The sequence below is a fragment of the Enterobacter adelaidei genome (genome assembly GCF_041937165.1).
Classification (GTDB): domain Bacteria; phylum Pseudomonadota; class Gammaproteobacteria; order Enterobacterales; family Enterobacteriaceae; genus Enterobacter; species Enterobacter adelaidei.
In genome coordinates this window covers 63206-77092 of sequence record NZ_CP154353.1, presented here as the reverse complement: position 1 = coordinate 77092, position 13887 = coordinate 63206, and the positions used below count along the sequence as shown (strand labels likewise).

Annotated in this window: 10 protein-coding genes; 8 read left to right on the top strand and 2 right to left on the bottom strand. The window is 53.4% G+C overall.

The window, feature by feature from the left end; translation table 11 throughout:
• Positions 1-229 precede the first annotated feature (229 nt).
• On the top strand, positions 230-2218 hold the full coding sequence (locus AAHF05_RS00385; RefSeq protein ID WP_061066855.1) for an RNA-binding domain-containing protein: 1989 nt from the start codon (positions 230-232) through the stop codon (positions 2216-2218).
• 366 nt (positions 2219-2584) lie between these two features.
• A complete protein-coding gene (locus tag AAHF05_RS00380) occupies positions 2585-3202 on the top strand; it encodes a trimeric intracellular cation channel family protein (protein ID WP_129324348.1) in 618 nt (205 codons plus the stop codon).
• A gap of 2 nt (positions 3203-3204) precedes the next feature.
• Here AAHF05_RS00380 and ligB read toward each other — a convergent pair whose 3' ends face one another.
• On the bottom strand, positions 3205-4875 hold the full coding sequence (gene ligB, locus AAHF05_RS00375) for an NAD-dependent DNA ligase LigB (RefSeq protein ID WP_129324349.1): 1671 nt from the start codon (positions 4873-4875) through the stop codon (positions 3205-3207).
• 251 nt (positions 4876-5126) lie between these two features.
• On the opposite strand from ligB, the gene gmk reads away from it, so the two are divergent.
• Genes gmk through recG form a run of 5 tightly spaced genes read left to right on the top strand, consistent with a single transcriptional unit; the run spans position 5127 to position 10993 of the window.
• Positions 5127-5750 (top strand): guanylate kinase, encoded by a 624-nt coding sequence (gene gmk, locus AAHF05_RS00370; RefSeq protein ID WP_028017843.1) that lies wholly within the window; start codon positions 5127-5129, stop codon positions 5748-5750.
• Between the two features lie 54 nt (positions 5751-5804).
• Positions 5805-6080 (top strand): DNA-directed RNA polymerase subunit omega, encoded by a 276-nt coding sequence (gene rpoZ / locus AAHF05_RS00365; protein ID WP_000135058.1) that lies wholly within the window; start codon positions 5805-5807, stop codon positions 6078-6080.
• A 19-nt stretch (positions 6081-6099) separates the two neighbouring features.
• Positions 6100-8214 (top strand): bifunctional GTP diphosphokinase/guanosine-3',5'-bis pyrophosphate 3'-pyrophosphohydrolase, encoded by a 2115-nt coding sequence (gene spoT / locus AAHF05_RS00360; RefSeq protein WP_028017842.1) that lies wholly within the window; start codon positions 6100-6102, stop codon positions 8212-8214.
• 4 nt (positions 8215-8218) lie between these two features.
• On the top strand, positions 8219-8908 hold the full coding sequence (gene trmH / locus AAHF05_RS00355; protein WP_028017841.1) for a tRNA (guanosine(18)-2'-O)-methyltransferase TrmH: 690 nt from the start codon (positions 8219-8221) through the stop codon (positions 8906-8908).
• Between the two features lie 3 nt (positions 8909-8911).
• The gene (recG, locus tag AAHF05_RS00350) at positions 8912-10993 is read left to right on the top strand and encodes an ATP-dependent DNA helicase RecG (protein ID WP_129324350.1); all 2082 of its coding nucleotides are present in this window, start codon (positions 8912-8914) and stop codon (positions 10991-10993) included.
• 2 nt (positions 10994-10995) lie between these two features.
• On the opposite strand, the gene gltS is transcribed toward recG, so the two are convergent.
• Entirely contained in the window at positions 10996-12198 is a 1203-nt protein-coding gene (gene gltS, locus AAHF05_RS00345; protein ID WP_108089317.1) for a sodium/glutamate symporter, read from the bottom strand.
• Between the two features lie 225 nt (positions 12199-12423).
• On the opposite strand from gltS, the gene xanP reads away from it, so the two are divergent.
• Positions 12424-13815 (top strand): xanthine/proton symporter XanP, encoded by a 1392-nt coding sequence (gene xanP / locus AAHF05_RS00340; protein WP_014881972.1) that lies wholly within the window; start codon positions 12424-12426, stop codon positions 13813-13815.
• The last annotated feature ends 72 nt before the right edge of the window (positions 13816-13887 follow it).

The window sequence follows — 13887 nt, the reverse complement described above, 5'->3', positions numbered from 1 at the left end:
ACGGATAACAACTGAATGATAACTGATTAGAAGATTGATAACGGATTATTGCGGATCATAACGGATTGTCGCTACCGTAACAGATGCCCCCCACCTATACCAAACAACTGAATAAACATACAGTTACATAACCATTTTGCACCTCAGTGTAATTTCTTGCGCTTTTTTATCAGGTAAACCAGGGTAAGATGTGGCGAGTTTATACCCACAAAACTCCCATGGAGGAGCAGTGTTTCAAATATCTGATCTAACTGACCTACGCACTTTGTCTGAAACCTCAGAACTTGAATTCAAATTAGCTCAAGGGAAAGACGGGCAAGGAAAGTTGCCAGATGATTTCTGGCCAACATACAGCTCAATGGCCAATTGCCGCGGTGGGTATGTTGTTTTGGGTATTCGAGAGAGAAAAGGCGAGTTTACGGTCGCAGGTATACCAGACATCAATACTGTTAAAAAACAGCTTTTCGACCTCGCCGGCAATAGCAAAAAGGTAAGTGTAAATCTCCTAACCAATCATTCTGTCCAGACAGTAACCCTGGATGGGAAAAATGTGCTTGTCATTGAAATTCCGATAGCAAGACGTGAACAAAAGCCTGTGTATCTTAATAACCAACCTATGACTGAAACGTGGTTCAGAATACATGATGGTGATCACCGTTGCTCGGAAGAGCAAGTTCGTAGAATGATGGCTGAACAGGTTGAAGAAAGCCGGGACAACCGAATTGTTCAGCATTTTGATATGAACGATATAAGTTTGGATAGCCTGCATGCCTATCGAAATCTTCTCTCTGCATCAAATCCTAATCACCCAGCGTTGGAACTAGATAATTTTGCATTCCTACGCAGCATTGGGGGATACAGGAAAGATAGACAAACTGGGCTGGAGGGCATGACCCTAGCTGGCATCTTGATGTTTGGGACGTGGGAAGCAATACAAGATGTAGCACCGAACTATTTCGTTGATTACCAAGAGCGACCAGAGGCAAGAACAGAAAGAAGGTGGGTTGATAGGTTGTGCCCGGACGGAACATGGTCAGGCAATGTTTTTGACTTCTACAGACGAACGTACCGAAAGCTAATTGCAGATCTGAAAGTCCCCTTCGAGCTTAAAGAAGGTATTAGACAAGATGACACTCAGATCCATACGGCTTTGCGTGAAGCGCTTGTAAATACTTTAGTGCATGCGGACTATTCCGGACGCATCTCAATCATGATCGTGAAGCGACCGGATTTGTTTGGATTTCGCAACCCTGGCCTAATGCGGGTGCCACCAGAACAAGCAATCAAAGGGTATGAAAGTGACTGCCGCAACCGCCTTATGCATCAAATGTTTTTGATTATCGGCGCTGGCGAACGTTCAGGTTCAGGAATCCCTAAGATTTTTAGCGGCTGGAAATGGGCCAACTGGCGCATCCCACGGCTATATGAAAAAACAGAACCTGAGCAAACGCTGCTTGAGCTATCAATTGGTAATCTTGTGTCAGAGGAAATTGCCAACCTTCTTCATGCAAAATTTGGAGACAAAGTTGATCACCTGAATGAACTTGAACGCAGCATAGTTATCACTGCCGCTGTCGAAAAGTGGATCGATCATGAACGCGCCTGCCAACTTACTAGTCTCCATTCACGTGAAGTAACGCTAGCCCTTCCTCGCCTTGTCAGTAGTGGTCTATTGGTCTCACACGGAGAGAAGAGAAACAAATCATACACACTGCCTGGGCAAGACCTTCCTTCCCCAGAAGAAGTGTTTGGTGTAAATCCGTTATCAACAGATAACTCAATACTAATTGATGGGCAAATCATCACGGATAGAGGTAATTTGATCACGGATAACGATGATTTGATCACGGATAACGAACTGGAAATAGGTAGCGAGCATGAACGAGATGCCTTTGGTCGATTCATAACGTCAAAACTTCCATATCCCTATGTAGACAATCTTGATTGCCTCTCCCCCATCCTTAGACAGCAGTTGGAGGACGCTTCCGCATTAGCAAGAAAGAAAAAAAGGCTTTCAAACGAAGTGATGGATGAAATGATCTTGACGCTTTGCAACGGTCATTACATGCCACTAAGTGTCATTTCGAAGCTGATGGAGAGGACGCCTCAAAACTTGCGAGAAAAGCAACTTGTCCCATTAGTTAAAGCAGGGAAAATCCGTTTAGCTTTTCCCCATGCAAGAAGACACAAGCGGCAGGGGTACATTTCTGGAAAGTAAATTAATACCGAAGGTTCAGAGAACAAAAAACAACCGGTTATGGCAAGCGCCTCACATTATGGTGTACACAAGGGTGTACCCAAAACAAAAATAGATTATATAAAAACCAGTGATAGCAATGGTTACATGACAGTACTCAACAAACAGATCCAATCGAGTAACACCTTCCGGATGGCGTCGGATGGCGCCATCCATTATTATTTCTAATCCGTTACGTGCCGGGATTTCTCATCACACCACCATTCATAAGCCATTTACGGTAAAGCTTGATAAAATTTCCTAAGTCAAACTGAATCGCCTTAGAAAATCTCAATCGTGATCTTGCGCACAAATCGCTAACCTCCCTACGTTCACTCCGGAGGTTATATGTTGCTTCACATTCTCTATATTATTGGTATCACCGCAGAGGCCATGACTGGCGCACTCGCCGCCGGACGTCGCCGGATGGACACCTTCGGTGTGATCATTATCGCCACTGCTACCGCATTGGGCGGCGGTTCTGTACGCGATATCCTGCTTGGTCATTACCCACTCGGTTGGGTTAAACACCCTGAGTACGTGGTTATCGTGGCGACGGCCGCAGTATTAACCACCATTGTTGCCCCCGTTATGCCTCATCTGCGCCGCTTGTTTCTGGTGCTTGATGCACTGGGGCTGATCGTCTTTTCGATCATCGGAGCACAAATCGCGCTCGATATGGGTGAAGGGCCTGTTATTGCCACCATTGCCGCGGTGATCACGGGCGTATTCGGAGGTGTACTGCGCGATATGTTCTGCAAACGCATTCCTCTGGTCTTTCAAAAAGAGCTGTATGCCGGCATATCCTTCGCAGCAGCAGTGCTGTATATCGCCCTGCAACATTACGTGTCGAACCATGATGTGGTGGTCATCTCCACGCTGCTGTTCGGCTTTACAGCACGCATGCTGGCGCTGCGGCTGAAGCTTGGACTGCCTGTTTTTCACTACAAACACAGCGCTCATTGATGTCAAAATCCCTTGATGTGCTGCTCCGCTAGCCACTTTGCCAGCACATCTACCTGAGGCGCGTGCATCCAGTTAACGATTTGCCGCGCTTTCTCCTCTCCCGTCCCCGGCAAGGACTGCCAGTCCTTTTCATTACGCGCGCTCATCTTCTGCCAGGACATGTCCCCCATCGCCTTCAGCGAGGCCTGTGTCAGCGGCACACCCAACGCCATAAGCCAGCGAATAAAAGGTTGCTCACGCACCAGATTAAAGCGATGCCAGAGCGCTAACCCACGCGCAGCGGAAAACCCCGGCGTAGACTGCAGCTGCGACTGAGTTAATAACAGCCATGAGAAGAGATGTTCAAAATGATGTGCTTGCCAGAGTGCCCGCCATCCTGATTCTCCTAAACCTTCAATGTTGAATACCTGCTTTGAACTGAGCCACGTCAACCGCGCAAAGAATTGTTCCATACACTCCGGTGAAGCATAAAAACAGCTCATTGAATGATAACGCGAGGGCGGAGGGAGTGGTTTTTGTCGATCCGTTCCTCGCCAGACCACCTTATCAAACCGGGGGATACCCTGACCGGCCAGGCTAACCTGTATCTGATCGCCCGGGGCAATATCCAGCCTCTGCCAACGACCGACCGATCCCAGGCTCACTCGCTGCACCTGTTTATCATCCAGTTGCACCGGTTCCAGCGCTGCTACAACGGAAATTTTGCCCGTTCGCCCAACGGTAAAACGGATATCACTGACCTCTGTTACCTGTGTTGCAGGGGAATATTTCCACGCGACAACCCAGTTACCTTCCCCGGGCAACCAGTTTTCACCCTGGGGAGAATCTGCGGATCGCACCACAATGCCATCCGTGGCAAAGGGTAATGCCGTGTTTTGCCACGTTGAACGCTGTTTCTCGACGCCTTCTACAGTCTCAACTGGCAAGGTATAGCGCGCCGTCAGAGGAAACCCTGCACTGGTAAGTTCAGACAACATGCTTTGCATATCGTTGGGTCCATCCGGCCAGGCCCAGATAAATATCCCTGTCTGTTTCAGAAGCGCGTTGTCCTTTTGCCGCATCATCGCACCCGCCACTTTTGCGCGTGCATTCACTCCCCCCATCTGTCGTTGAATGTGGTTTTCGCGCAACCAAAAAAGCTCCCCTTGCAGGACACTGTTTGCCAGCGCACCCGACACGTCTTGAGGGACTGACGGGATCAAACGTACTTGTGCAGTCCAGTCCTCACCTTTAAGGCCATTACCACGACTGATGGCCTGAATTAACTTTCCGTCACGATAGACCAGCGTCACCGCCACGCCGTCGACTTTTGGCTGCATCCAGAGATTGTGCCGGGCATGCATCCACGTGCGAAGCGCCTCTTTACTGGCCACTTTATGGACCCCGGTATGGGCGACAGGATGTTTGATATTTCCCGTCAGGGCAGGAATGGCGGCATCCAGTGATTCACTGCCAAAACAGTGCTGCCACTGTTTTAACCGGCCGCTAAGCTGGTCGTACACCTCATCATTGACCTCGCTAACGCCCTGTTTCCAGTAGGCATCATCCCAGCGTTTGATTTGCGCACTTAAGGACGCAATTTCTTTGTCTGCTTTTGCCTGCGACCACACCGGACACACAGCAACCCCATAACCACACCACAACAGCATTAACCCGCTTATCCATTGCCACATCGCCACTCCTCCTTTGTGTTGCAGGAGGTATACCCGGATGCCTGAAACAACGCTAACGTCAACGTTTCACAATGCGAGACGCTGTCCGATATTTCTTTTGGTTGCTGAAAACCACAGATAAAACCTGAAAACGGCACGCAAAATTCAATATTCGAGGGGAAAAAGTGTGACAAAGACTACGTCACAGAGCGGCGACGTGTATAATAAGCCCGTATGTAGGACTTCTTCGCTAACACATACAAAAGACTCTCATGGCTCAAGGCACGCTTTATATTGTTTCTGCCCCTAGTGGCGCGGGTAAATCCAGCCTTATTCAGGCACTGTTAAAAACCCAACCGTTGTACGACACACAGGTTTCTGTTTCTCACACCACGCGAGCGCCGCGTCCGGGTGAAGTGCACGGTGAACACTATTTCTTTGTGAATCACGACGAATTCAGAGCGATGATTGGCAGAGACGCGTTTCTTGAACACGCAGAAGTGTTCGGTAACTATTACGGCACCTCGCGTGAAACCATTGAGCAGGTTCTGGCAACTGGCGTAAATGTATTCCTGGATATCGACTGGCAGGGCGCACAGCAGATTCGCAAGAAGATGCCTGACTCACGCAGCATCTTTATTTTACCGCCATCGAAAGATGAGCTGGATCGCCGCCTGCGCGGTCGTGGCCAGGACAGCGAAGAAGTGATCGCAAAGCGTATGGAACAGGCAGTTGCAGAAATGAGCCATTACGCGGAATATGATTACCTTATTGTGAATGATGATTTTGATGCCGCGCTGAGCGATCTCAAAACCATTCTTCGCGCAGAACGTCTGCGTATGAGCCGCCAGAAGCAGCGACATGACGCATTAATCACCAAACTGTTGGCAGACTGAACCCACTTTCAGTATCATGCCCAGTCATTTCTTCACCTGTGGAGCATTTTAAGTATGGCACGCGTAACTGTTCAGGACGCTGTAGAGAAAATTGGTAACCGTTTTGACCTGGTGCTGGTCGCCGCGCGTCGCGCTCGTCAGATGCAGGTAGGCGGTAAAGATCCGCTGGTACCGGAAGAAAACGATAAAACTACCGTTATTGCACTTCGCGAAATCGAAGAAGGTCTGATTAACAACCAGATCCTCGACGTGCGCGAGCGCCAGGAGCAGCAAGAGCAGGAAGCCGCAGAACTGCAGGCCGTAACCGCTATTGCTGAAGGTCGTCGTTAATTAAACCTGCGGGTCGCCCTTGTATCTGTTTGAAAGCCTGAATCAACTGATTCAAACCTACCTGCCTGAAGACCAGATTAAGCGTCTTCAGCAGGCGTATCTCGTTGCACGTGACGCTCACGAGGGCCAGACACGTTCAAGCGGTGAACCCTATATCACGCACCCGGTAGCGGTAGCCTGTATTCTGGCCGAGATGAAACTCGACTACGAAACACTGATGGCCGCTCTGCTGCACGACGTGATTGAAGATACCCCTGCCACTTACCAGGACATGGAACAGCTGTTTGGCAAAAGCGTTGCCGAACTGGTGGAAGGGGTCTCTAAGCTTGATAAGCTGAATTTCCGCGACAAGAAAGAGGCGCAAGCCGAAAACTTCCGCAAGATGATTATGGCGATGGTGCAGGATATCCGCGTCATTCTCATCAAACTCGCTGACCGTACCCACAACATGCGCACGCTGGGCTCACTTCGCCCGGATAAACGTCGCCGCATTGCCCGTGAAACCCTCGAAATCTACAGTCCACTGGCGCATCGTTTAGGTATCCATCACATTAAAACCGAGCTGGAAGAGCTGGGTTTTGAAGCGTTGTACCCGAACCGCTATCGTGTGATTAAAGAGGTGGTGAAAGCCGCACGCGGTAACCGTAAAGAGATGATTCAAAAGATCCTCTCGGAAATTGAAGGGCGTTTACAGGAAGCGGGAATTCCGTGCCGCGTCAGCGGTCGTGAAAAACATTTGTACTCCATCTACTGCAAAATGGTGCTCAAAGAGCAGCGTTTTCACTCGATCATGGATATCTACGCGTTCCGCGTGATCGTCCACGACTCCGATACCTGCTATCGCGTGCTGGGGCAGATGCACAGCCTCTACAAACCGCGCCCGGGGCGCATGAAAGATTACATCGCCATTCCAAAAGCGAACGGCTATCAATCTTTGCATACCTCAATGATTGGTCCGCACGGCGTGCCTGTCGAAGTGCAGATCCGCACCGAAGATATGGACCAGATGGCAGAAATGGGTGTGGCCGCACACTGGGCGTATAAAGAGCACGGCGGTGAAAGCAGCACCACCGCACAAATCCGCGCACAACGCTGGATGCAGAGCCTGCTGGAACTTCAGCAGAGTGCGGGCAGCTCGTTTGAATTTATCGAGAGCGTTAAATCCGATCTCTTCCCGGATGAGATTTACGTTTTCACCCCAGAGGGTCGCATTGTCGAACTGCCTGCTGGGGCAACACCGGTCGACTTCGCTTACGCCGTGCATACCGATATCGGGCACGCCTGCGTGGGTGCACGCGTCGACAGACAGCCTTACCCGCTGTCTCAGCCGCTCTCCAGTGGCCAGACGGTGGAAATTATTACCGCACCGGGCGCACGTCCGAACGCGGCCTGGCTGAACTTTGTCGTGAGTTCTAAAGCACGCGCCAAAATCCGTCAGTTACTGAAAAACCTCAAGCGCGATGATTCGGTCAGTCTGGGACGTCGTCTGCTCAACCACGCGTTGGGCGGCAGCCGTAAGCTGGCTGAGATCCCGCAAGAGAACATTCAGCGTGAGCTGGAGCGCATGAAACTCGCCTCGCTTGATGACCTGCTGGCAGAGATCGGCCTCGGAAACGCCATGAGTGTAGTGGTAGCGAAAAATCTGCAACAGGGGGATGCCTCCGTTGCGCAGCCCGCTACGCAAAGCCACGGTCATTTGCCTATCAAAGGCGCAGACGGCGTGCTTATCACTTTCGCAAAATGTTGCCGTCCAATCCCTGGCGACCCGATTATTGCGCACGTCAGCCCGGGCAAAGGGCTGGTTATCCACCACGAATCCTGTCGTAACATTCGCGGCTACCAGAAAGAAGCCGAGAAGTTTATGGCGGTCGAGTGGGATAAAGAGACCGCACAGGAATTTATCACCGAAATTAAGGTGGATATGTTCAACCACCAGGGTGCCCTGGCGAACCTGACGGCAGCGATCAACACGGCCTCTTCCAACATTCAGAGTCTGAATACGGAAGAAAAAGATGGCCGCGTATACAGCGCCTTTATTCGTCTGACCGCCCGCGACCGCGTGCATCTGGCGAACATTATGCGCAAGATCCGCGTCATGCCGGACGTGATTAAAGTCACCCGAAACAGAAACTAGTTTTATGAATGCACAACGTTATGCACGTATCTGTGAGATGCTCGCCAGGCGTCAACCAGACCTGACGGTCTGCATGGAGCAGGTTCATAAGCCCCATAACGTTTCTGCCATTGTCCGTACTGCAGACGCCGTCGGCGTGCATGAAGTGCACGCTGTCTGGCCGGGCTCCCGCATGCGAACCATGGTATCTGCCGCTGCAGGCAGTAACAGCTGGGTTTCTGTCAAACACCACCAGAGCATAGGCGAAGCCGTAACCCACCTGAAAGGGCGCGGTATGCAGGTACTTGCCACTAACCTGTCCGCTAAAGCCGTAGATTTCCGCGAGATCGACTACACCCGTCCGACCTGTATTTTGATGGGTCAGGAGAAAACCGGGATCACCCAGGAAGCACTGGATCTGGCGGATCAGGACATTATCATTCCGATGATCGGTATGGTTCAGTCCCTCAATGTTTCTGTGGCCTCCGCGCTTATTCTTTATGAAGCGCAGCGCCAGCGTCAGAATGCAGGAATGTACAAACGCAGCAACAGTATGCTGCCGGAAGATGAACAGCAGCGCCTGCTGTTCGAAGGTGGTTATCCGGTGCTGGCTCGCGTTGCGAAGCAGAAAAAATTGCCTTACCCCCACGTCAACGCGCAGGGCGAAATTGAAGCCGATGCCGAGTGGTGGGCCACTATGCAGTACGCCGGGTAACCGATGAAAGGCCGCCTGCTGGATGCCATCCCGCTCAATAGCCTGACGGGCGTGGGCGCGGCGCAAAGCAATAAGCTGGCTAAAATCGGCCTGCACACCGTGCAGGATCTCCTGCTCCACCTCCCTCTGCGTTACGAAGACCGCACCCAGCTGTACAAAATTGGCGATTTGCTGCCTGCCATTTATGCCACCGTTGAAGGCGAAGTCCTGAACTGCAATATCACCTTTGGTGGACGCCGGATGATGACCTGTCAGATCAGCGACGGCACCGGTATTCTCACCATGCGCTTTTTCAACTTCAGCGCGGCAATGAAAAACAGCCTGGCGACAGGTCGCAGAGTGCTGGCCTATGGCGAAGCCAAACGCGGAAAATACGGCGCAGAGATGATCCACCCGGAATACCGCGTACAGGGCGATCTCAGCACACCGGAGCTGCAGGAAACACTCACCCCGGTTTACCCAACTACCGAAGGCATCAAGCAAGCGACGCTGCGTAAGCTCACCGATCAGGCCCTGGAGCTGCTGGATACCTGCGCCATCACCGAGCTGCTGCCGCCAGAGCTGGCGCAGGGCATGATGAGTCTGCCCGAGGCGCTGCGTACTCTTCACCGTCCACCACCATCGCTCCAGCTCAGCGATTTAGAAAGTGGTAAACACCCCGCTCAACGGCGTCTTATCCTTGAGGAATTACTGGCACATAACCTGAGCATGCTGGCGCTTCGTGCGGGTGCGCAACGTTTCCATGCCCAGCCCTTAAGCCCGCATGATGAGCTCAAAGATAAGCTGCTGGCCTCGCTGCCGTTTAAACCCACCGGTGCACAGGCGCGGGTCACCGCCGAGATCGAACGCGATATGGCGCTTGATGTACCGATGATGCGCCTGGTGCAGGGTGATGTAGGCTCCGGAAAAACGCTGGTTGCCGCCCTGGCCGCCCTGCGCGCCATTGCCCACGGCAAACAGGTGGCGCTGATGGCACCGACGGAACTGCTGGCCGAACAACACGCCAACAATTTCCGCGCCTGGTTTGCGCCGCTGGGCATTGAAGTGGGCTGGCTTGCCGGGAAGCAAAAAGGCAAAGCTCGCCTTGCACAACAGGACGCAATTGCCAGCGGTCAGGTACAAATGATTGTTGGCACACATGCCATCTTCCAGGAACAGGTTCAGTTTAACGGCCTGGCGCTGGTGATTATCGACGAGCAGCACCGCTTTGGTGTGCATCAGCGTCTGGCGCTGTGGGAGAAAGGTTTGCAGCAGGGTTTCCACCCGCATCAGCTGATCATGACCGCGACGCCGATCCCCCGCACCCTGGCAATGACCGCCTACGCCGATCTGGATACCTCCACCATCGACGAACTGCCGCCGGGCCGTACCCCGGTCACCACGGTCGCCATTCCTGACACGCGTCGCAGCGATATCATCGACCGCGTGCGCAATGCCTGCACTCACGAAGGGCGTCAGGCGTACTGGGTCTGCACGTTAATTGAGGAGTCTGAACTGCTGGAGGCGCAGGCTGCAGAAGCGACGTGGGAAGAACTGAAACTGGCACTGCCAGAGTTGAAGGTGGGTCTGGTTCACGGACGTATGAAGCCCGCCGAAAAGCAGGCGGTGATGCAGTCGTTTAAACAGGGTGATTTACATCTGCTGATCGCCACCACGGTGATCGAGGTCGGCGTGGACGTCCCGAATTCCAGCCTGATGATCATCGAAAACCCGGAGCGCCTGGGGCTTGCCCAACTCCACCAGCTGCGCGGACGTGTTGGCCGTGGTGCGGTGGCGTCCCACTGCGTACTGCTCTACAAAGCACCGCTCTCGAAAACTGCTCAGATGCGTTTGCAGGTGCTGCGCGACAGCAACGACGGTTTTGTTATTGCGCAAAAAGACCTTGAGATACGTGGCCCGGGAGAACTTTTGGGCACGCGGCAGACGGGGAATGCTGAATTCAAAGTGGCGGATTTGTTGCGCGATCAGGCGATGATCCCCGAAGTTCAACGCCTGGCCCGCCACATTCATGAACGCTACCCCGAACAGGCGGCAGCGTTAATTGAACGCTGGATGCCGGAAACCGAACGTTATTCCAACGCCTGACCTCAGGCAAATATCGGCAGCATCAGGTACAGCTTAATCACCAGCGCGTTGACGATATCAATAAAGAACGCACCGACCATCGGTACCACCAGAAACGCCATATGCGATGGGCCAAAGCGTTCAGTGATCGCCTGCATGTTGGCAATAGCCGTTGGGGTTGCCCCCAGACCAAACCCGCAATGACCCGCTGCCAGCACCGCCGCATCGTAGTTCTTGCCCATCATGCGCCAGGTAACAAACATCGCGTACAACGCCATAAACAGTGCCTGCACCGCCAGAATGGCCACCATCGGCAGCGCCAGCGAGGCCAGCTCCCACAGTTTGAGGCTCATCAGCGCCATTGCGAGGAACAGCGACAGACAAACGTTGCCCAGCACTGAAACCGCACGTTCGAACACACGATAAAAACCCATCAGCGCCAGACCGTTGCTCAGGATCACCCCGATAAACAGCACGCAGACAAACGTCGGCAGTTCGAACGGGGAACCTGCCAGCCATTGCGCAACCACTTTCCCTACCGTCAGGCAGATGGCAATCATCGCGATGGTCTCAATCAGCACCAGTGAAGTAATGCTGCGCCCAACATCCGGTTTTTCGAATGCAGTCGGCACCAGCTCATCGTCCGGTCTGCCGTCCGGCGTGGTGGAGTGCTTCACCAGATAACGCGCCACCGGGCCACCAATCAGTCCACCCAGCACCAGGCCAAAGGTCGCACAGGCCATCGCCACTTCAGTTGCGTTTTCAAAGCCATAGCGCTCGATAAACAGCTTGCTCCACGCCGCGCCGGTACCGTGTCCACCAGACAATGTAATTGACCCGGCCAGCAACCCCATCAGCGGATCCAGCCCCAGCAACGTCGCCATTCCGATGCCGATAGCGTTTTGCATCAGCAACAACCCAACCACCACAATCAGAAATACGCCGAGTACTTTACCCCCTGCCCGCAGGCTCGCGAGGTTGGCATTCAGGCCGATGGTGGCAAAAAAGGCCAGCATCAGCGGGTCTTTAAGGGACATATCAAAATCAATTTCCCAGCCCATGCTCTTTTTCAACACCAGCAGGGCCAGCGCTACCAGCAGGCCACCGGCGACAGGTTCGGGAATGGTGTATTTCTTCAGAAGGGAAACGCTATGCACCAGCTTACGGCCAAGCAGTAAGACCAGCGTTGCGGCAACAAGGGTCGACAACGTATCGAGATGAATCATAGAAGGCTCCTGTATTGCGCGTGTTCCATACACACGCGGCGTTATCCTGGGCCGGTTTTCGCTCTTCATGAGCCACCGGCGCAAAAAGTGTAATTTTTTTTCCCAATACGTTGTAGAAAACCTGCTCAAAGCGGCAGATTTTCTTCCTTTTTTTTGCTGGCAATCGTTTGCTTTTACCAGATGGTCAGATAAAATGCCCGCTTTTCCACCGTGGGATTGCCGCCGATGTCCGTTAACACCATAGAGTCGCCAGATGCGCAACCGATTGCGCAGAAGCAAAATAGCGAACTGATTTACCGCCTTGAAGACCGCCCGCCGCTGCCGCAAACGCTTTTCGCCGCCTGCCAGCATCTTCTGGCGATGTTTGTTGCGGTGATCACCCCGGCGCTGCTGATCTGCCAGGCGCTCGGTTTACCGGCTCAGGACACTCAGCACATCATCAGCATGTCTCTCTTTGCCTCTGGCGTGGCCTCGATTATTCAAATTAAAGCGTGGGGTCCGGTGGGGTCGGGTTTATTGTCGATTCAGGGCACCAGTTTTAACTTCGTGGCGCCACTGATCATGGGTGGTACAGCGCTGAAAACCGGCGGTGCGGATGTGCCGACGATGATGGCAGCACTGTTCGGCACGCTGATGCTGGCAAGCTGCACGGAAATGGTGATCTCCCGCGTGCTGCATCTGGCTCGCCGCGTCATCACCCCGCTGGTGTCTGGCGTCGTCGTGATGATTATCGGCCTGTCGCTGATCCAGGTGGGCCTCACCTCCATCGGCGGCGGCTATGCCGCAATGAGCGACCACACCTTCGGCGCGCCGAAAAACCTGCTGCTGGCGGGTGTCGTGCTGGCGATCATTATTCTGCTTAACCGTCAGCGCAACCCGTATCTGCGCGTCGCCTCGCTGGTGATTGCCATGGCGGCGGGTTATCTGCTGGCGTGGGCGCTGGGCATGCTGCCAGAGAACACCGCGCCGACCAACAGCGCGCTGATCACCGTTCCAACACCACTCTACTACGGCCTCGGTATTGACTGGGGCCTGCTCCTGCCGCTGATGCTGGTCTTTATGATCACCTCTCTGGAGACCATCGGTGATATCACTGCCACGTCAGACGTCTCCGAGCAGCCGGTTTCCGGCCCGCTGTACATGAAGCGCCTGAAAGGCGGCGTGCTGGCGAACGGCCTGAACTCGTTTGTCTCTGCGGTATTCAATACCTTCCCGAACTCCTGCTTCGGCCAGAACAACGGCGTGATCCAGTTGACTGGCGTTGCCAGCCGCTACGTCGGTTTTGTGGTGGCGCTGATGCTGATTGTTCTCGGTCTGTTCCCGGCGGTAAGCGGCTTTGTGCAGCACATTCCTGAGCCGGTACTGGGCGGCGCAACGCTGGTGATGTTTGGCACAATTGCCGCTTCCGGCGTACGTATCGTTTCCCGCGAACCGCTGAACCGCCGTGCAATTATGATTATCGCGCTGTCGCTGGCCGTGGGTCTGGGTGTGTCTCAGCAGCCGCTGATCCTGCAGTTTGCCCCGGACTGGGTGAAAAACCTGCTCTCTTCCGGCATTGCCGCGGGCGGTATCACCGCTATCGTGCTGAACCTCGTATTCCCGCCTGAGAAAAATTGATCTCTCTCACGGCAGGCAGTCAATGCCTGCCGTGACATCTTATTACACCATTCCCACCTTGAGGATTGCGCA

Excerpts from the sequence above, each read along its gene's own strand:
- recG (WP_129324350.1), top strand. The coding sequence starts at position 8,912 with ATGAAAGGCCGCCTGCTGGATGCCATCCCGCTCAATAGCCTGACGGGC.
- trmH (WP_028017841.1), top strand. The coding sequence starts at position 8,219 with ATGAATGCACAACGTTATGCACGTATCTGTGAGATGCTCGCCAGGCGT.
- xanP (WP_014881972.1), top strand. The coding sequence starts at position 12,424 with ATGTCCGTTAACACCATAGAGTCGCCAGATGCGCAACCGATTGCGCAG.
- gltS (WP_108089317.1), bottom strand. The coding sequence starts at position 12,198 with ATGATTCATCTCGATACGTTGTCGACCCTTGTTGCCGCAACGCTGGTC.
- rpoZ (WP_000135058.1), top strand. The coding sequence starts at position 5,805 with ATGGCACGCGTAACTGTTCAGGACGCTGTAGAGAAAATTGGTAACCGT.
- gmk (WP_028017843.1), top strand. The coding sequence starts at position 5,127 with ATGGCTCAAGGCACGCTTTATATTGTTTCTGCCCCTAGTGGCGCGGGT.
- AAHF05_RS00380 (WP_129324348.1), top strand. The coding sequence starts at position 2,585 with ATGTTGCTTCACATTCTCTATATTATTGGTATCACCGCAGAGGCCATG.
- ligB (WP_129324349.1), bottom strand. The coding sequence starts at position 4,875 with ATGTGGCAATGGATAAGCGGGTTAATGCTGTTGTGGTGTGGTTATGGG.